At 68.4% G+C, this 17,896-nt stretch carries 15 protein-coding genes and 1 pseudogene; 13 read left to right on the top strand and 3 right to left on the bottom strand.

What is annotated here, in order from left to right:
• The first annotated feature begins 146 nt into the window (after window positions 1–146).
• The 5 genes and pseudogenes from tgt to AC3AP7_RS01645 form a co-directional block, all read left to right on the top strand.
• Window positions 147–1,370 (top strand): tRNA guanosine(34) transglycosylase Tgt, encoded by a 1,224-nt coding sequence (tgt, locus tag AC3AP7_RS01665; protein WP_475766197.1) that lies wholly within the window; start codon window positions 147–149, stop codon window positions 1,368–1,370.
• Window positions 1,371–1,582: 212 nt separating this feature from the next.
• On the top strand, window positions 1,583–1,906 hold the full coding sequence (gene yajC / locus AC3AP7_RS01660; protein ID WP_475766198.1) for a preprotein translocase subunit YajC: 324 nt from the start codon (window positions 1,583–1,585) through the stop codon (window positions 1,904–1,906).
• 142 nt (window positions 1,907–2,048) lie between these two features.
• Entirely contained in the window at window positions 2,049–4,079 is a 2,031-nt protein-coding gene (secD, locus tag AC3AP7_RS01655; protein ID WP_475766200.1) for a protein translocase subunit SecD, read from the top strand.
• Between the two features lie 18 nt (window positions 4,080–4,097).
• A complete protein-coding gene (gene secF, locus AC3AP7_RS01650) occupies window positions 4,098–5,048 on the top strand; it encodes a protein translocase subunit SecF (protein ID WP_475766202.1) in 951 nt (316 codons plus the stop codon).
• Window positions 5,049–5,208: 160 nt separating this feature from the next.
• Window positions 5,209–5,427: pseudogene (locus AC3AP7_RS01645) on the top strand (carboxymuconolactone decarboxylase family protein); the annotation flags it as partial.
• 218 nt (window positions 5,428–5,645) lie between these two features.
• On the opposite strand, the gene AC3AP7_RS01640 reads toward AC3AP7_RS01645, so the two are convergent.
• A complete protein-coding gene (locus AC3AP7_RS01640) occupies window positions 5,646–6,923 on the bottom strand; it encodes an MFS transporter (RefSeq protein ID WP_475766204.1) in 1,278 nt (425 codons plus the stop codon).
• A gap of 371 nt (window positions 6,924–7,294) precedes the next feature.
• On the opposite strand from AC3AP7_RS01640, the gene AC3AP7_RS01635 reads away from it, so the two are divergent.
• The 8 genes from AC3AP7_RS01635 to AC3AP7_RS01600 all read left to right on the top strand — a co-directional run bounded on the left by AC3AP7_RS01635 (window position 7,295) and on the right by AC3AP7_RS01600 (window position 16,006).
• On the top strand, window positions 7,295–7,978 hold the full coding sequence (locus AC3AP7_RS01635; RefSeq protein WP_475766206.1) for a paraquat-inducible protein A: 684 nt from the start codon (window positions 7,295–7,297) through the stop codon (window positions 7,976–7,978).
• A 6-nt stretch (window positions 7,979–7,984) separates the two neighbouring features.
• Entirely contained in the window at window positions 7,985–8,662 is a 678-nt protein-coding gene (locus tag AC3AP7_RS01630; RefSeq protein ID WP_475766208.1) for a paraquat-inducible protein A, read from the top strand.
• A 4-nt stretch (window positions 8,663–8,666) separates the two neighbouring features.
• Window positions 8,667–10,316: a PqiB family protein gene (locus AC3AP7_RS01625; protein ID WP_475766210.1), complete on the top strand. Its 1,650-nt coding sequence runs from the start codon at window positions 8,667–8,669 to the stop codon at window positions 10,314–10,316.
• Window positions 10,313–11,032, top strand: coding sequence for a PqiC family protein (locus tag AC3AP7_RS01620; RefSeq protein WP_475766212.1), 720 nt, complete (start codon window positions 10,313–10,315; stop codon window positions 11,030–11,032). The genes AC3AP7_RS01625 and AC3AP7_RS01620 overlap by 4 nt, the downstream gene beginning before the upstream one ends.
• A gap of 133 nt (window positions 11,033–11,165) precedes the next feature.
• Window positions 11,166–13,274, top strand: a complete 2,109-nt coding sequence (locus AC3AP7_RS01615; protein ID WP_475766214.1) for a site-specific recombinase — start codon at window positions 11,166–11,168, stop codon at window positions 13,272–13,274.
• 76 nt (window positions 13,275–13,350) lie between these two features.
• Window positions 13,351–14,682, top strand: a complete 1,332-nt coding sequence (locus AC3AP7_RS01610; RefSeq protein WP_475766217.1) for a THUMP domain-containing class I SAM-dependent RNA methyltransferase — start codon at window positions 13,351–13,353, stop codon at window positions 14,680–14,682.
• Between the two features lie 191 nt (window positions 14,683–14,873).
• Window positions 14,874–15,260: a VOC family protein gene (locus AC3AP7_RS01605; protein WP_475766220.1), complete on the top strand. Its 387-nt coding sequence runs from the start codon at window positions 14,874–14,876 to the stop codon at window positions 15,258–15,260.
• 59 nt (window positions 15,261–15,319) lie between these two features.
• Entirely contained in the window at window positions 15,320–16,006 is a 687-nt protein-coding gene (locus AC3AP7_RS01600) for a helix-turn-helix transcriptional regulator (protein WP_475766223.1), read from the top strand.
• 104 nt (window positions 16,007–16,110) lie between these two features.
• Here AC3AP7_RS01600 and AC3AP7_RS01595 read toward each other — a convergent pair whose 3' ends face one another.
• Both AC3AP7_RS01595 and AC3AP7_RS01590 read right to left on the bottom strand, forming a co-directional pair.
• Window positions 16,111–17,562: an NAD(P)(+) transhydrogenase (Re/Si-specific) subunit beta gene (locus AC3AP7_RS01595; protein WP_475766226.1), complete on the bottom strand. Its 1,452-nt coding sequence runs from the start codon at window positions 17,560–17,562 to the stop codon at window positions 16,111–16,113.
• Window positions 17,563–17,889: an NAD(P) transhydrogenase subunit alpha part 2 gene (locus AC3AP7_RS01590; RefSeq protein WP_475766230.1), complete on the bottom strand. Its 327-nt coding sequence runs from the start codon at window positions 17,887–17,889 to the stop codon at window positions 17,563–17,565.
• Window positions 17,890–17,896: the final 7 nt, after the last annotated feature.

Below are 17,896 nucleotides of genomic sequence, written 5' to 3'. Positions count from 1 at the left end.
CAGGTGCCCCAGCCGTCGTCCATGCCGTTCCGGGCGACGCTACGCCTGTCGTTGCCCACACGGGCATTACCCGGCCGCCGCGCGCCGCGCGACGGCCTTCGTCATCATTTGCGCCGGACTGTTTTCCGGTGGCACAGGAGTGCAGCATGACCGATGGTCCTATCCCCACGCCCGGCACGCCCTGTCCGGCCTGTCCGAGCCCGGACACCCCGCACGCGCCGCCCGCGAACGGCCTGAAGTTCGAGCTGCTGGCGACCGACGGCGCCGCGCGCCGCGGCCGCCTCACGCTGAACCACGGCGTGGTCGAGACGCCGATCTTCATGCCGGTCGGCACGTACGGCACCGTGAAGGCGACCCAGCCGCGCGAACTGGAAGAGATGCGCGCGCAGATCGTCCTCGGCAACACGTTTCACCTGTGGCTGCGCCCCGGGCTCGAAACGATCGCCGCGCACGGCGGACTGCACCGCTTCATGGGCTGGCAGCGCCCGATCCTGACCGACTCCGGCGGCTTCCAGGTGTTCTCGCTCGGCGACCTGCGCAAGATCACCGAGGACGGCGTCACGTTCGCGTCGCCGGTGAACGGCGACAAGCTGTTCCTGTCGCCCGAAGTGTCGATGCAGATCCAGAAGGTGCTGAACTCGGACATCGTGATGCAGTTCGACGAGTGCACGCCGTACGCCACCGACAACGTGCCGACCTCGCACGCCGACGCGGCGGCGTCGATGCGCATGTCGATGCGCTGGGCCCAGCGCTCGATCGGCGAATTCCGCGCGCTCGGCAATCCGAACGCGCTGTTCGGCATCGTGCAGGGCGGCATGTACGAGGACCTGCGCGACGAGTCGCTCGCGGGCCTCGCGCAGATGGACTTCCACGGCCTCGCGATCGGCGGGCTGTCGGTCGGCGAGCCGAAAGAGGACATGATGCGGGTGCTGAACCACATCGGCCCCCGTCTGCCCGCGCACAAGCCGCACTACCTGATGGGCGTCGGCACGCCGGAGGATCTCGTCGCGGGCGTCGCGGCCGGCGTCGACATGTTCGACTGCGTGATGCCGACCCGCAACGCGCGCAACGGCTGGCTCTTCACGCGCTTTGGCGACGTCAAGATCCGCAATGCGGTGCACCGCAACTCGCTGCGCCCGCTCGACGAGCACTGCGGCTGCTACACCTGCCGCCACTTCACGCGCGGCTACCTGCATCACCTGCATCGGGTCGGCGAAATCCTCGGCGCGCAGCTCAACACGATCCACAACCTGCACTACTACCTCGAACTGATGGGCGACATCCGCGCCGCGATCGAAGCCCGCGCCTTCGACGCGTTTCGCCGCCGGTTTCACGAACAGCGCGCGCGCGGCGCGGATCAGCCGGGCTAGCGCGCGGCACGCGGCCGGGGCTGCGCGGACACCGGTCGCGGGCGGCGAAATTTCCGTCCGCGCAACGTGCGGAAAATTACATTTTGCCTTCCAGACCTTCCGGAATCGCATTAACGGCTTGATCGGAAAGCCGATTTACGGCGGCGTAGCCCCGGATGCCGGTGGTAGAATACCCGGCTGATTTTTTCAATCGCTACAACGGAGAGACCAACGTGTCGTTCATTTCCAACGCCTTCGCTCAAGGCTCCGGCGGTGCTGAATCGAATCTGATGAGCTTTCTGCCGCTCATCCTGATGTTCGCTGTGCTTTACTTCATCATGATCCGCCCGCAGATGAAGCGCCAGAAGGACCACCGCAACATGCTCGCGTCGATGTCCAAGGGCGACGAGGTCGTCACCAACGGCGGCATCGTCGGCAAGGTGACGAAGGTGAGCGATGCGTATATCGGCGTCGAAATCGCCGAAGGCACGGAAATCACCGTGCAGAAGTCCGCCGTCACGACGATTCTCCCGAAGGGTACGATCAAGTCGCTGTAAGGCCAGCTCTTTCGCGTCCGGCGCGGCCTTGCGGCAGCCGCGGACACCCCGCCCGCAAGCGCGCCATGCCCCCGGCCCCGCCGGGGGACACCGCCCCCGCCGGACGCCTGCTCCCCAGCCAACTTTCCCGTTGGACCACCCCATGAATCGTTACCCCCTCTGGAAGTATGTCGTGATGGTCGTGGCGCTCGTCATCGGCTTCGTCTACACGCTACCGAATTTCTTCGGCGAGGCGCCGGCGGTGCAGGTGCTGAGCGGCAAGGCAACGGTCAAGCTCGACGCGGCGACGATGGCGCGGATCGAAGACGCGCTCGCCACCGATCACATCACGCCGACGGACATCACGTTCGACAATTCGTCGAGCAACGCGAACATCCGCGTGCGCGTGACCGACACCGACACGCAACTGCGCGTGAAAGACCTGCTGTCGAAGGCGCTGAACCCCGACCCGAACGATCCGACCTACGTGGTCGCGCTGAACCTCGAAGCCGCTTCGCCGCGCTGGCTCACCGCGCTGCACGCGCTGCCGATGTACCTCGGCCTCGACCTGCGCGGCGGCGTGCACTTCCTGCTGCAGGTCGACATGGCGGGCGCGCTGAACAAGAAGCTCGATTCCGACGCGTCGGATGCGCGCACGCTGCTGCGCGACAACTACATCCGCGACGGCGGCGTGAACCGCGTGAACCAGTCAGTGGTCGCGAACTTCGCGGACAAGGCCACGGCCGACTCCGCCAGCCAGCTGCTCACGCGCAACATCACGGAACTCCAGTGGGCCACCCAGAGCGCGCCTGACGGCAGCTACCAGCTGACCGGCACGTTCGCCCCGGCGATGCAGAAGTCCGTCGAGGAAGCGGCGCTGAAGCAGAACATGCAGACGCTGCACAACCGCGTGAACGAACTCGGCGTGGCCGAGCCGGTGATCCAGCAGCAAGGGGCCGACCGTATCGTCGTCGAGCTGCCGGGCGTGCAGGACACGGCCAAGGCGAAGGACATCATCGGCCGCACCGCGACGCTCGAAGCGCGCCTCGCCGACCCGGTGAACACCCACCCGGCGCCGGGCGAAGCGGTGCCGCCGGGCGACGAGCTGTTCACCCAGGGCAACGACACGCCGGTGCTGCTGCGCAAGCAGGTCATCTTCACCGGCGACCGCATCATCGACGCGTCGGCCGGCTTCGACGACCACCAGCGCCCGTCGGTCAACATCCGCCTCGATTCGGCGGGCGGGCGCGCGCTCGCGGTGGTGTCGCGCGACAACATCGGCAAGCCGATGGCGATGGTGCTGTTCGAAAAGGGCAAGGGCCAGGTGCTGACGGTCGCGACGATCCAGTCCGAGCTCGGCGACCGCTTCCAGATCACCGGCATGCCGACCCCGCAAGCAGCCGCCGACCTCGCGCTGCTGCTGCGCGCGGGCTCGCTCGCCGCACCGATGGACATCATCGAGGAGCGCACGATCGGGCCGAGCCTCGGCGCCGACAACATCAAGAAGGGCTTCCACTCGGTGGTGGGCGGCTTCATCGCGATCGCGGTGTTCATGATCGCGTACTACCTGCTGTTCGGCCTCGTCTCGGTGATCGGCCTGTCGGTGAACCTGCTGCTGCTGGTCGCGGTGCTGTCGATGCTGCAGGCCACGCTGACGTTGCCGGGCATCGCCGCTATCGCGCTCGCGCTCGGTATGGCGATCGACGCGAACGTGCTGATCAACGAGCGCATCCGCGAGGAACTGCGCAACGGCGCGCCCGCGCAGCTCGCGATCCAGAACGGCTATGCGCACGCGTGGGCGACCATTCTCGACTCGAACGTGACCACGCTGATCGCCGGTCTCGCGCTGCTCGCGTTCGGCTCGGGTCCGGTGCGCGGCTTCGCGGTCGTGCACTGCATCGGTATCCTGACGTCGATGTTCTCCGCGGTGTTCTTCTCGCGCGGCCTCGTGAATTTCTGGTATGGCGGCAAGAAGAAGCTGAAGTCGCTCGCAATCGGCCAGGTGTGGCGTCCCGCCCCGGCGGAAGGCGCCGCGTGGCTCGGCCACGACGACACCGCGCCGGCAGGCGCGCACGGCATGGCCGCGGGCGCGCCGAAGGCGAAGGCCGCGCCGCGCGCGGGCGCCGGCAAGGCGCAGCTGCGCCGCCGCAACAGCCCCGGCAATCCGCCGCAGAAACCGGGTTCGTCCCGCTGAACCCCGGAGCACTGAGCCATGGAATTTTTCCGTATTCGCAAAGACATTCCGTTCATGCAGCGCGCGTTGATCTTCAACGCGATCTCGCTGGTGACGTTCATCGCGGCCGTGTTCTTCCTCGTGCATCGGGGGCTGCATCTGTCGGTGGAGTTCACCGGCGGCACCGTGGTCGAGGTGCAATACCCCGGCGCGGTCCCGCTCGAACCGGTGCGCGGCGCGCTCTCGAAGCTCGGCTACCCGGACGCGCAGGTGCAGAATTTCGGCACCTCGCGCGACGTGATGATCCGCCTGCCGATCCGCCACGGGCTGTCGTCATCGCAACAGAGCGACCAGGTGATGGCCGCGCTGAAAGCGCAGGATAGCGGGGTGCTGCTGCAGCGCGTGGAGTTCGTCGGGCCGCAGGTGGGCAAGGAGCTCGTCACCAACGGCCTGCTCGCGCTCGCCTGCGTGGTGGCGGGCATCGTGATCTACCTGTCGTTCCGCTTCGAATGGAAGTACGCGATCGCCGGCATCATCGCGAACCTGCACGACGTGGTGATCATTCTCGGCTTCTTCGCGTTCTTCCAGTGGGAGTTCTCGCTGTCCGTGCTGGCCGCGGTGCTCGCGGTGCTCGGCTACTCGGTGAACGAATCGGTGGTGATTTTCGACCGGATCCGCGAAACGTTCCGCCGCGAACGCAAGATGACGGTCGTCGAGGTCATCAACCACGGGATCACCAGCACGATCTCGCGCACCATCATCACGCACGGTTCGACGCAGATGATGGTGCTGTCGATGTTCCTGTTCGGCGGCCCGACGCTGCATTACTTCTCGCTCGCGCTGACGATCGGCATCCTGTTCGGCATCTACTCGTCGGTATTCGTCGCGGCGGCGCTCGCGATGTGGCTCGGCGTGAAGCGCGAGGATCTGATCAAGGACAAGAAGGAGCGCCACGACCCGAACGACCCGAACGCGGGCGCACAGGTTTGAGCGCCGCGGCGGGCGGGCAAGGTCTGCCTGCGTGCCGCAGCGAGAAAGCCGGTTCTGCCGAACCGGCTTTTTCTTTTGGAGTAGCCGGGTCAAGTGGCGCTCGACCTGGAGTGCACTCCAGGTCCTAACCTCGGGTCTGTCATGTCCAAATCGCTAACGATCGACGATCGCCGCACTCGCTGCGCTCGGAAACGCACAACCGCAACTGAGGATCCACATCGAGGCAGCGCTGAATGTCGGCTGCACGCGCGACGAGATCGTTGAAGTGTTGATGCAGATGGCGCTCTACGCGGGCTTCCCGGCGGCACTCAATGCGCCGTTCACCGCACAAGCGGTGTTCGCTGCTAAAACGTGCAGCACAGTTGAGCGGCACAGCTAGCGTGCTGCAAGGTTAATGGTCGACGAAACAGAGCCTCGATATGAGAGTCCGCAACTGACCATTCCCTACCTTCACAATCGACAATCACCGCAAGCGGCAATGACCGGTTTGCGCAGGCCAGCCGCGAGCCCGCACACATCCCTTCGACCCGCATCCAGCGGGCGCAGCGGGCGCAGCGGGCGCAGCACCCGCCGCGCCCGCCCGCTCCACGGCCCCGCTCAGCGGAAACCGAGCTTGCGCCGCGCGGCAAGCAGCGCGGCAAGACTCACGAGCGCCGCAAAAATCATGTAGTAGCTCGGCGCAACCTTCGAGCCGGTCGATGCGATCAGCCACTCGATGATGAACGGCCCGAAGCCGCCGAAAATCGTCACCGCGATGTTATACGCGAGCGACATGCCGGTCGTGCGTGTCTGCACCGGAAAGAGTTCCGACAGGAGCCCCGGCAGCGCGCCGAAGTAGCCCGTCATCAGAAAGCCGAGCACGATCTCCATGACGATCAGCGTGCCGATCGAAGGATGCGCGACCAGATACGCGAACGCCGGATAGATCAGCACGAGCAGCAGCACCGCGCTCGCGAACATGATGCGCGTGCGCCCGACCCGGTCCGACAGATGGCCCACCACCGGCGAAAACACCATCTGGATCACGCCGATCAGCGCAATCGCGCCGAACGTGACCGACGGCGCGAGCCCCAGTTGCTTTACGCCGTAGGTCGGCGTGAACAGCACAAGGTACGTCGACACCGTGCCGAGCACCACCGTGCCGATCGCGATCGCGAGCCGCAGCTTCTGGCTCGCGAACGTGTCGCGCACCGGCGTGCCGGTCGTCTCGGCCGCGAGAAACTCGGGCGTTTCGTCGAGCCGGCGGCGGATGTACCAAGCCACCGGCCCGATCAGCAGACCAAACCAGAACGGCACGCGCCAGCCCCACGCCGTCAGCTGCGCGTGCGACAGGCTGCCCGTCAGCACCACCCCGAAGCCCGCCGCGAGCAGTGTGGTCAGCCCCTGGCTGGCGATCTGCCAGCTCGCGTAGAAGCCGCGCCGGCCCGGCACGTGCTCGGCGAGAAACGCGGTGGCGCTGCCGAACTCGCCGCCCGCGGAGAAGCCCTGCATCAGCCGTGCGGCCACCAGCACGAGCGGCGCGGCGAGACCGATCTGCGCGTAAGTCGGCAGCACCGCGATGATCAGCGTGCCCACCATCATCAGCATGATCGACAGCGTGAGCGCCGCCTTGCGTCCGGCCCGGTCCGCGTACGCACCGAGCACGATCGCGCCGAGCGGCCGCATGAAGAACGACACGCCGAACGTGCCCAGCGTGAGCAGCAGCGACACGGTGTCGTTGCCGGTCGGAAAGAACAGCTTCGAAATCAGGACCGCGAAGAAGCCATAGACCACCAGATCGAACCACTCCAGGGCGTTGCCGATCGATGCGGCCACCACCACCCGCCACGACTGCGTGCGGCTCGCCGCGACGCTTGCAGACATCGTTGCATTCATGCAGATCTCCGTTGCGCGAATCATTGGTCCGGGCCCGCACTGCGCCCTTGTCTGGCCGGATGGCTGCGCGCCCGGCGCATCCGCTGCCTGTGCGCCACTATGCCCGGAAATAAAGGCGCCGGTGCGCGAATTCCGCGTTTACCCTCGCACCGCCCGCCGCCCGCGGGCGCCTTGTCCGGCAGTGGTTCGTGCCAGGCGTACATTGAACAATTGGGGCGGGAAACTGTCCACCCTCCCGAACGGCCAATGCTGAAGGCCCGCGCACGCGCCTCGCAGGCGCGTTTGGTACTATTGCCGGAGCCTTCTGCCCATCCTTGCCGTGCAAGCCGGCGGCGCACGCGCCCGCTCACGTCGTTTTGCCTCACAGCCGTATGGAACATGACAACCTGATCGCGTGCCACGAATGCGATGCGCTGTTCAGCAAGCCGCGCCTGCTGGGCCGCCGCGCCATCGCGCGCTGCCCGCGCTGCGGCGCCACGCTCTCGCGCAGCGTGGCGGGCCGGCTCGACGGCATCAGCGCCATGGCGCTCGCCGCGCTGATCACCTTCCTGATTGCACTCGGCTATCCGATCGTCGAGCTCGAAGCGAACGGCATCATTTCCCGCACCACGCTGTTCGGCGCGCTTGTCGCACTGTGGAACGAAGACATGCAGGTCGTCGCGGTGATCGTGTTTTGCGCCACGGCGCTGTTTCCGGTCACCGAACTCGTCGCGCTGCTGTACGTGCTGCTGCCGCTGCGCGCAGGCCACGTGCCGGCCGGCTTCAACCTCGTGCTGCGCGCCATCCAGTTCGTCCGCCCCTGGGGCATGATCGAAGTGTTCATGCTCGGCGTGCTCGTCACGATGGTGAAGATGGTCAGTCTCGCGCGCGTGATCCCGGAGGCCGCGCTGTTCGCGTTCGGCGCGCTCACGCTGATGTTCGTCGTGGTCGTCACGTTCGATCCCCGCACGCTGTGGGACATCGCCGACGACCTGCGGGCCCGCCGCGCGCGGCCCGCAGGCGCGCGCGGGCGGCCCGCAGGCGCGCGCGGGCGGCCCGCGGCGCAGCGGAGCTAGGCCGGCATGCGCTATCTCACCGCGTCGCGCGCCGGCATGGTGGCCTGCCACGCCTGCGGCCATGTGGAGCCGCGCGAGCGCACGCTGCGCCGCCAGCACTGCGCGCGTTGCGGCGCGCGGCTGCACCGCCGCATCCCGGACAGCCTGATGCGCACGTGGGCGCTGCTGATCGCCGCCGCGTTGCTGTATATTCCCGCGAACCTGCTGCCGATCCTGCACACCGCGTCGCTGCTCGGGTCGCAAGACGATACGATCATGAGCGGCGTCGTCTACTTCTGGACCTCGGGCGACTGGCCGCTCGCGGTCATCGTGTTCGTCGCGAGCATCCTGGTGCCGATGCTCAAGCTCGTCGTGCTCGTGCTGCTCGCGGTCACGGCGCAGCGCCGCTCGCGCTGGCGTCCGCTGCAGCGCGTGAAGCTGTACCGGATGGTCGAGCGCATCGGCCGCTGGTCGATGCTCGACGTGTTCGTCATCACGCTCACGGTCGCGCTGGTGCGCTTCAAGTCGCTCGCGGTGATCACGGCAGGGCCGGGCGCAATCGCGTTCGGCAGCGTCGTGATCCTGACGATGCTCGCATCGATGCAGTTCGATCCGCGCCTGATCTGGGATCCGTTCGACGCCCCGGACGGCGCGTCCGGCCCCGCGCCGCGCATCGCAGACCGTACCTCACCCTCTCAGGATTGAAGACATGACCAGCCCGCAAGGACCGACGCCCGCTCCCGACGCGCCGCGCAGCGATTCGAACGGCCCCCCGCGCCTGCCCGAGCCCGACATCGAGCAGCGCGGCCACTGGCTGCCGTCGCTCGTCTGGGTGATTCCGCTGATCGCCGCGCTGATCGGCATCGCGCTCGTCGTCAAGTCGATCACCGACCGGGGGCCGTCCATCACGATCAGCTTCAACAACGCCGAAGGGCTCGAACCGGGCAAAACCCAGGTCAAGTACAAGGACGTCGACATCGGGCTCGTGAAGAACATCACGCTGTCGAAGGACCTGTCGCACGTGCTCGTCGAGGTGCAGCTCACCAAGCAGGCCGAGAATTTCGCGGTGAAGAACACGCGCTTCTGGGTGGTGCGGCCGCGCATCGGCGCGACCGGCGTGACCGGGCTCGGCACGCTGCTTTCGGGCGCCTACATCGGCGTCGACGCGGGCCATTCGGCCGAGGCCCAGACCCACTTCGTCGGCCTCGAAACCCCGCCGCCGATCACCGGCGACCAGAAAGGCCACCGCTACACGCTGCACGGCGACTCGCTCGGCTCGCTCGACATCGGCTCGCCGATCTACTACCGGCGCGTGCAGGTCGGCCAGGTCGTCGGCTTCTCGCTCGACAAGGACGGCACCGGCGTCACGCTGCAGGTGTTCGTCGCCGCGCCCTACGACCAGTACGTGCGGGCGAATACCCGCTGGTGGCACGCGAGCGGCATCGATCTGCGGCTCGATTCGAGCGGCTTCAAGCTGAACACGCAATCCCTCGCCACCGTGCTGGTGGGCGGCCTGTCGTTCCAGTCGCCGCCCGGCCAGCCGGCCGGCACGCAGGCACCGAACAACGCCGAATTCCGGCTCGCCGCCGACGAGGCCGACGCGATGCGTGCCCCGGACGGCCCGGCGCTGCACGTCGTGATGAACTTCAACCAGTCGCTGCGCGGCCTGTCCGTCGGCGCGCAGGTCGACTTCCGCGGCATCGCGCTCGGCCAGGTCACCAACATCGGCATCGACTACGACCCGAAGACCCACAGCTTCACCATGCCGGTCGCGATGGACATCTACCCGGACCGCCTCGGCAGGCGCTTCCGCGAACAGGTCTCGAGCGAAGGCGTCGCCGCGGGCCAGCAGGTGCTCGAACATCTGGTGAAGCGCGGGCTGCGCGGGCAGTTGCGTACCGGCAATCTGATCACCGGGCAACTCTACGTGGCGCTCGACATCTTCCCGAAGGCAGCGCCCGCCACGCTCGACGTGCATCGCGATCCCATCGAACTGCCGACGATCCCGAATACGCTCGACGAGTTGCAGGTGCAGATCGCCGACATCGCGAAGAAGCTCGATCAGGTGCCGTTCGACCAGATCGGCACGAATCTGAACAGTTCGCTCAAACACGCCGACGCGCTGTTCTCGCGCCTGAATACCGAGGTGGTGCCGCAGGCGCGCGACACGCTCGCCGCCGCGCAAAAGACCTTCGGCTCCGCCGAGGCCACGCTGCAGCAGGATTCGCCGCTGCAGTCCGACGTGCACCAGGCGCTGCAGGAACTCACCCGCACGCTGCAGTCGCTCAATGCGCTGGCCGACTATCTGGAGCGCCACCCCGAATCGCTGCTGCGCGGCAAACCAGGAGATCAACCATGACGCCTGTCCGGCTCCCCCGCCTGCTGCCCGGACGGGCTCGCGCGGCCGCGCGGCTCGCCGCCTGCGCCGCGCTGCTCGCGCTCGCCGCCTGCGCGTCGTCGCCGCCGAGCCATTTCTATACGCTCGACAGCGGCAACGCGCCGTCCGCCGAGCGCAGCGCGGCGAACGTGCCGCTGCTCGTCGAGGTGCCGCCGGTCAACGTGCCGGCGCAGGTCGCGCGCTATCAGTTCGTCGTGCAGGACAGCCCGACCCAGGTGCGCGTGCTGGAACAGCAGCGCTGGGTCGCGCAGCCCGATGCCGAAATCCGCCACGCCCTGTCCGCCGACCTCACGCGGCAGCTCGATACGATCGACGTGTACGGCACCGCCTACCCGAAGGACAAGCCGGTGTACCGGGTCAGCGTGAACGTGCAGCGCTTCGAATCGTGGCCGGGCTCGCACGCGCTGATCGACGCGGTCTGGAGCGTGCGCGCGATGCGCACGGAAGCGGTCATGACCTGCCGCAGCGTCGTCAACGAACCGGTGCAGGCCGGCTATGACGCGCTCGTCGACGGGCACCGCCGGGCCGTGCAGCAGATCGCCACGCAGATCGCCGCGGCCATCCGCGCGCTCGCCGCGACGCCGGCCGCGCAAGCCGGCACGGAGGCGGCGTCCCTGCCCTGTCCGGCGCCGTCCGCCGCGCAGGCGCAGGGCGCCGCGCCGGCAACCCACGGCTGAGCGCGCCAGGCCTCCGTCATCGAAGCCGCGTCGGCCCGGCGCCGCGGTGCGCCGCCGGGCCAATCCGTGCGGCGGCAGGCGTGGCGCGATTTGACCGGTACATACGCCCTTTTTTTCACGCTCCAGACCGATCATGTTCCGCTCGATTACGACCCTGCTCAAGAAATGGCGCGCATCGCGCAGCAGTGGCCAGCAGCTCGACGCGCTGCTCGCGATCGCCGACCGGCGCGCGCCCTACCCGGAGCGCAGCGAATGGCTGATCGAGCTCGCGCACTGGATCCACCGCGGCGGCACCCTCCTGCCGGCCGCCGCTCAGGACGCGGCGCAAGTCGACGACGCGCGCCGGCCGCCGGAGCACGCGCGCGTGCGCTACCTGCTGCACGTGCTCGACCGCAACCCCGAGTGGAAAGCGAACGTCGCCGGCATCCTGCGCCGGCTGCTGCGCGAGAGCGACGGCATTTCGCTGCTGTGCGACGCCGGCATGCCGGTGCACGCGGCGTTTTTTGGCGCGCTGTTCGAGCGTGTCGAGGCGTCGCTGATCCCGCCGGCGCCGAACCGCCGCGACCTGAGCGCGATCTTCACGCTGATGTTCGCGTCGGGGCGCGACGCCGAGTGGATCGCCACGCTGCCGACCGACCTGCTCACGCGTATTCATGCGCTCTTCGGCTACGCGCAGGAGGAGGACGAGGGCAAGGACGCGACGCCGTTCTCGCTCGACCTGCTGGCGGCGCTGCACAACCTCACCTGCCAGATCAGTTCGACCGGCCTGTCGCAGACGGTGCGCAGCCGCCTCGGCGAGATCGACGCGCGCATTGCGATGGAACAGCAGCCGTTCTACCGGCTCACCCGCGCGATGCTCGCGGTCGAGGCCGCGCATGACGCGCGCGAACAGGGTGCCGGGCCGGACCCGCTACTGCGCGAAGTGAACTACCTGCGGGTTCTGCTCGACCAGTGCCGCGCCGCCACCGACAACGTGTTCCAGCACCTGTACCGCAACGGCGTGAGCGTCGACATCGTGTTCCAGGTCGAACGCATGCGCACGCGCATCGAGCGCGCCGAACTGCTGCTCGACGCATGGATGGCCGCCGACGATCCGCACACCAGTTCGCATCTGGCCGCCGAGCTCGTGAAAGCCAACCACGCAAGCCAGAGCGTCGCGCATTTGCTGCGCAGCAATTTCTCGCTGCTCGCGCGCAAGGTGGTCGAATACAGCGCCGACACCGGCGAGCACTACATCGCGCGCGATCGCGCCGAATACCTGAAGATGCTGCGCATGGCCGCGGGCGGCGGCCTCGTGACCGTGGTCACGGTCTGCCTGAAGTTCGCGATCACCGGCGCGCATCTGCAATCGGTGCTCGAAGGGCTGCTCGCCGGCATCAACTACGCGGCGAGCTTCCTGCTGATGCACTTCCTGCATTTCTCGCTCGCCACCAAGCAGCCGGCCATGACCGCGCCCACCATCGCGCGCGAACTCGACGGCACCGGCACCCCGGAGGGCGTCGACCACTTCGTGAGCTCGCTCGTCGCGCTGATCCGCACCCAGGCAGCGGCCGTGCTCGGCAATGTCGCGCTCGTCTTTCCGGTGTGCCTGCTGGTCCAGTTGCTGTGGCGCACGCTGTTCCACGCGGATCTGATCTCGCCCGAGAAGGCCCACGCGACGCTGCACTCGTTTTCGCTGCTCGGCCCCACGCCGCTCTATGCGGCGCTCACCGGCGTGCTGCTGTGGTCGTCCAGCCTGCTCGCCGGCTGGGCCGACAACTGGTTCGTGCTGCATCGCGTCGAGGACGCGCTCGCGTACAACCGCCGCCTGCGCATGACGCTCGGCGCCGCGGGCGCCGCGCGGCTCGCGCGCTTTTGCAGCAGCAACGTCGCCGGCGTGGCGGGCAACATCACGCTCGGCCTGATGCTCGGGCTCGTGCCCGCGCTGCTGACCGCCCTCGCGTTCACGTTCGAGGTCCGGCACGTGACGCTGTCGGCCGGCTCGATCGGCATTGCGCTCGGGGTGCTCGGCACGGGCGGGCTCGACTCGTCCGAACTCTGGTGGGCAGTGGCCGGCGTGTGCAGCATGGCGATCCTGAACGTCGCGGTGAGCTTCGCGCTCGCGTTCCAGATGGCTGCGCGCTCGCGCGACCTGCGCTACCGCGACGTCCGCTCGCTGCACGGCGCGTTCTGGCGCCGGGTGATGCAACGGCCGCTCGCGCTGTTCTGGCCGGTGCGCGACGCGCCGCGCGGGCAGCACTGAGCGCGGTGCGCGCGCCGGATGCGACGCGCCGACCGCGTACAATAGCGGGTTACTCAACGCCTGCCGGCCCACCGCCATGTCCTTCGAATTCTTCATCCCCTGCCCGCGCGGCCTCGAAGCCGCGCTCGCGGACGAACTCGCCGAAATCGGCGCACGCCACGCCGGCGGCGCGCCGTTCAGCGCCGGCGCGCAAGTGCCGGGCGGCGTGCATCTGCACGGCGGCTGGGCGGCCGGAATGGCCGCGAACCTGCATTCGCGCATCGCCAGCCGGGTCCTGCTGAAGATCGCGCACCGGCCCTATCGCAACGAACAGGACATCTACGCGCTCGCGTCCGAGCAGCGCTGGGAGCAGTGGTTCTCGGCCAGCGAGACGCTGCGCGTCGATATCACCGCGATCAAGTCGCCGCTGCGCAGCCTCGAATTCGCCACGCTGCGCGTGAAGGACGCGATCTGCGACCGCCTGCGCGAGAAGACCGGCGCGCGGCCGAGCATCGATACGGCCGTGCCCGACGTGCGCGTGTTCGCGTTCCTCACCGCGACCGACTGCACGCTGTACCTCGACACCTCCGGCGAGCCGCTCTTCAAGCGCGGCTGGCGGCTCGACAAAGGCGCGGCGCCGTTGCGCGAAAACCTCGCGGCGGGGATCCTGCGGCTCACCGGCTGGCGCGCCGGCACCCCGCTCTACGATCCGATGTGCGGCAGCGGCACGTTTCTCGCGGAAGCCGCGCAAGTCGCGCTCGGCATCGCGCCGGGCATCGAGCGGCGCTTCGGCTTCGAAAAGCTGAAGCAGTATGACAACGGCGCATGGCGCGCGCTGAAGGCCGCCGCGCTGGATGCGAGGCGCGCGGCCCACGCGCCGCGCGACGGGCTGGCGATCTTCGGCAGCGACATCTCCAGCGACATGCTGGTGAAGGCGCGCGCGAATTTCGAGCGCGCCGGCCTGCCGCCGCTCACGCTCAAGCAGCTCGACGCACGCGACATGAGCGCGCCGTCCGCGCAGCCGGGCATCCTCGTCGCGAACCCGCCGTATGGCGAGCGGATCGAAGTGCGCGGGCGCAACGCGCGCGGCGAGCCGCGCGCGCCGGGCCGGGGCAGTCGGGAAGGCCGGGAGAGTCGGGACAGTCGGGACAGTCGGGAAGGCCGCGACGACGAAGGCTTTCGCCGCGCCCACGAGGACATGCCCGACAGCGAATTCTTTCTCGCGCTCGGCAACGCGCTGAAACAGCGCTTCACCGGCTGGCAGGCGTTCATCCTGACCTCGGACCGCAAGCTGCCGGGCCAGCTGCGCCTGCGCGAGTCGGCAAAAACGCCGCTCTTCAACGGCGCGCTCGAATGCCGGCTATTCCGCTTCGACCTGGTGGCCGGCAGCGTCCGGCAACGCCCAGCCGGCGACGCGCCGGCCGCGTGAAGCGCGCGGGCGCGCGGGCTGCCGGAGCGCTCGCGCGCCGCCGCCCCGCCGCCGCCCCGCCGCCGCATCGGCGCCGTATCGGCGCCCTTCATCAAGTTCCTGACAGGACGGTGTCAGCAGCCCCGCTGCACACTGGTTGCCACGCGATCCGGCGCATCGCGCAACCCATCCTTTCCTGTCAGGAGAATCTCATGTCCGCTGCTGCCTCCCCTGTTCTTTCGTGGTTCGAAATCCCCACCGCCGACCTCGAACGCGCGGTGCGCTTCTATGAAAGCGCGCTCGGCGTGACGCTGCGCCGCGAGGAGATGGGCGGGATCCCGATCGCATTGTTCCCGTACACGGAGCCCGCGACCGGCGGCGCGCTCGTCCAGCATCCCGCGCAGAAGCCGTCCGCGGACGGCGTGATCGTGTATCTGAACGCGCAGCCGAATGTCGACGCCGTGCTCGCGCGCGTGGCGAAAGCGGGCGGCGCGCTGCAGGGGCCCATCGTCGAACTGCCACGCGAGATCGGCTACATCGGCTTTTTCATCGATAGCGAAGGCAACCGCATCGGCCTGCATTCACGCACGCGCGGCTAGACGTCGTTGCGGGCGCCGCGGCGCTATCATCGCCGCAGCCCCCTTCCCGCGAGCTCCCGATGACCCGTCGCGCCGACCGCCTGTTCCAGATCGCCGAGCTGCTGCGCGGCCGGCGTCTGACGACCGCGCAGCAACTGGCCGACTGGCTGCACGTGTCGCCGCGCACCGTCTATCGCGACGTGCGCGACCTGCAGCTCTCGGGCGTGCCGATCGAAGGCGAGGCCGGCATCGGCTACCGGCTGAGCCGCGCCGCGAGCCTGCCGCCGCTCACGTTCACCGCCGACGAACTGGCCGCGCTCGCCGCCGGCGCGCGGATGCTCGAAAGCTGGGGGGGCGCAAGCTTCGCGCGCGGGGCGCGCGGCGCGCTCGCGAAGATCGCGTCGGCGATGCCCGCCGGGCAGCGGGCCACGCTCGAACGCCTGCCGGTGTTCGCGCCGTCGTTTCACGTCGACGCGACGTTCGCCGAGACCGTCGATACGCTGCATCAGGCAATCGACGGCCGGCGCGTCGTGTGCTTCGCGTACCGCGATCGCGCGGGCGCGGCCTCCGAGCGACGCGTCTGGCCGCTCTGCCTCGCTTACTGGGGCGGGCGCTGGACGATGGGCGCGTGGTGCGAACTGCGCGAGGACTTCCGCCATTTCGACGTCGCGCAGATCCGCGCGCTGCAGACCCTCGAACCGTTTCCGGACGTCGACGGCCGGCGGCTCGCGGATTTTCTGCGCCATGTCGGGGCGCGGCCGCGCTGAGCGGGCGGCCTCCCGCCTTCATCGGACCTGGCCCCCGCCTTCATCCGACCCGGCCCCCGCCGGCATCCGACCTGCCCCGCCGCTTCCGCCCGACCGGCGCGCGCTCACTCGACCGACTTCACCATCTCCTCGATCACCTTCTTCGCGTCGCCGAACACCATCATCGTCTTGTCGAGGTAGAACAGTTCGTTGTCGAGCCCCGCGTAGCCGGCCGCCATCGAGCGCTTGTTGACGATCACCGTGCGCGCCTTGTACGCCTCGATGATCGGCATCCCCGCGATCGGCGATTTCGGATCGTTCTTCGCCGCCGGGTTCACCACGTCGTTCGCGCCCAGCACCAGCACGACATCGGTGCGGCCGAACTCGTTGTTGATGTCGTCCATCTCGTAGACGAGGTCGTACGGCACCTCCGCTTCCGCCAGCAGCACGTTCATGTGCCCCGGCATGCGCCCCGCCACCGGATGGATCGCATAGCGCACGTCGATGCCCTTCTCGACCAGCTTGTCGGTCAGCTCCTTCAGCGCGTGCTGCGCGCGCGCCACCGCCAGCCCGTAGCCCGGCACGATCACCACCGACTCTGCGTTGCCGAGCAGGAACGACGCGTCCTCGGCCGAGCCCGACTTCACCGGCCGCTGCTCCTTCGCGCCGGCCGCCGCGGCCGCGCCGGACTCGCCGCCGAAGCCGCCGAGGATCACGTTGAAGAACGAGCGGTTCATCGCGTGGCACATGATGTACGACAGGATCGCGCCCGACGAGCCGACCAGCGAGCCCGCGATGATCAGCATCGGATTGTTCAGCGAGAAGCCGATGCCCGCGGCCGCCCAGCCCGAATACGAGTTCAGCATCGACACCACGACGGGCATGTCCGCGCCGCCGATCGGGATGATGATCAGCACGCCGAGCGCGAACGCGATCAGCGTCATCACGATGAACGGCAGCCACGACTGCGTGAGGAAGAAGATCGCGCCGAAGCCGATCATCCCGAGCGCGAGCAGCAGGTTCAGCAGATGCTGCCCCGGATAGACCACCGGCGCCCCCTGGAACAGGCGGAACTTATACTTGCCCGACAGCTTGCCGAACGCGATCACCGAGCCGCTGAACGTGATCGCGCCGACGAACGTGCCGATGAACAGCTCGACGCGGTTGCCGTACGGCAGGAAGCCCGCCGGCGCGCCCGGCTCGACGAGCCCGAATGCGGCCGGCTCCGACACCACCGCATACGCGATGCACACGGCCGCCAGACCGATCAGCGAGTGCATCGCGGCGACCAGTTCCGGCATCTTCGTCATCTCGACGCGCGCGGCGACATACGCGCCGACCGCGCCGCCCGCCACGAGCCCGGCGAACAGCAGCCCGAGCCCGAGCGACAGGTCCGAGCCGAGACCGGCCGCCTGCCGCACGATCAGCGACACGGTCGTGACGATCGCGATCGCCATCCCGACCATGCCGAACGTGTTGCCGGTGCGCGCGGTCTTCGGATTGGAGAGCCCCTTGAGCGCCTGGATGAAGCACACCGACGCGAGCAGATACAGCAGCGTAACGACGTTCAGGCTCATTTACGCGCCCTCCTTCGCATCGCCGGCGAGCTTCTTCGGCTCCTTCTTACGGAACATCTCCAGCATGCGCCTTGTCACGAGAAAGCCGCCGAACACGTTGACCGCCGCGAGCGCGACCGCCGCCGTGCCGAACACCTTGCCCGCGCCGCCGACGGTGAGCCCCGCCGCGAGCATCGCGCCGACGATCACGATCGCCGAGATCGCATTGGTGACCGCCATCAGCGGCGTGTGCAGCGCGGGCGTCACGTTCCACACCACGTGATAGCCGACGTAGACCGCCAGCACGAAGATGATCAGGTTGATGACCGTGTGATTGATGAGTTCCATCGTCCGT

The sequence above is a fragment of the Paraburkholderia sp. PAMB 6770 genome, from assembly GCF_057748135.1.
The sequence above is the reverse complement of the archived record's forward strand: the minus strand, read 5'-3'. Positions and strand labels throughout refer to the sequence as shown.

What these genes read in the sequence shown, in the direction of transcription:
- secF (WP_475766202.1), top strand. Translation starts at nt 4,098, where the DNA reads ATGGAATTTTTCCGTATTCGCAAAGACATTCCGTTCATGCAGCGCGCG.
- tgt (WP_475766197.1), top strand. Translation starts at nt 147, where the DNA reads ATGACCGATGGTCCTATCCCCACGCCCGGCACGCCCTGTCCGGCCTGT.
- AC3AP7_RS01620 (WP_475766212.1), top strand. Translation starts at nt 10,313, where the DNA reads ATGACGCCTGTCCGGCTCCCCCGCCTGCTGCCCGGACGGGCTCGCGCG.
- secD (WP_475766200.1), top strand. Translation starts at nt 2,049, where the DNA reads ATGAATCGTTACCCCCTCTGGAAGTATGTCGTGATGGTCGTGGCGCTC.
- AC3AP7_RS01615 (WP_475766214.1), top strand. Translation starts at nt 11,166, where the DNA reads ATGTTCCGCTCGATTACGACCCTGCTCAAGAAATGGCGCGCATCGCGC.
- AC3AP7_RS01590 (WP_475766230.1), bottom strand. Translation starts at nt 17,889, where the DNA reads ATGGAACTCATCAATCACACGGTCATCAACCTGATCATCTTCGTGCTG.
- AC3AP7_RS01640 (WP_475766204.1), bottom strand. Translation starts at nt 6,923, where the DNA reads ATGAATGCAACGATGTCTGCAAGCGTCGCGGCGAGCCGCACGCAGTCG.
- AC3AP7_RS01625 (WP_475766210.1), top strand. Translation starts at nt 8,667, where the DNA reads ATGACCAGCCCGCAAGGACCGACGCCCGCTCCCGACGCGCCGCGCAGC.
- AC3AP7_RS01610 (WP_475766217.1), top strand. Translation starts at nt 13,351, where the DNA reads ATGTCCTTCGAATTCTTCATCCCCTGCCCGCGCGGCCTCGAAGCCGCG.
- AC3AP7_RS01600 (WP_475766223.1), top strand. Translation starts at nt 15,320, where the DNA reads ATGACCCGTCGCGCCGACCGCCTGTTCCAGATCGCCGAGCTGCTGCGC.
- AC3AP7_RS01605 (WP_475766220.1), top strand. Translation starts at nt 14,874, where the DNA reads ATGTCCGCTGCTGCCTCCCCTGTTCTTTCGTGGTTCGAAATCCCCACC.
- AC3AP7_RS01595 (WP_475766226.1), bottom strand. Translation starts at nt 17,562, where the DNA reads ATGAGCCTGAACGTCGTTACGCTGCTGTATCTGCTCGCGTCGGTGTGC.
- AC3AP7_RS01630 (WP_475766208.1), top strand. Translation starts at nt 7,985, where the DNA reads ATGCGCTATCTCACCGCGTCGCGCGCCGGCATGGTGGCCTGCCACGCC.
- AC3AP7_RS01635 (WP_475766206.1), top strand. Translation starts at nt 7,295, where the DNA reads ATGGAACATGACAACCTGATCGCGTGCCACGAATGCGATGCGCTGTTC.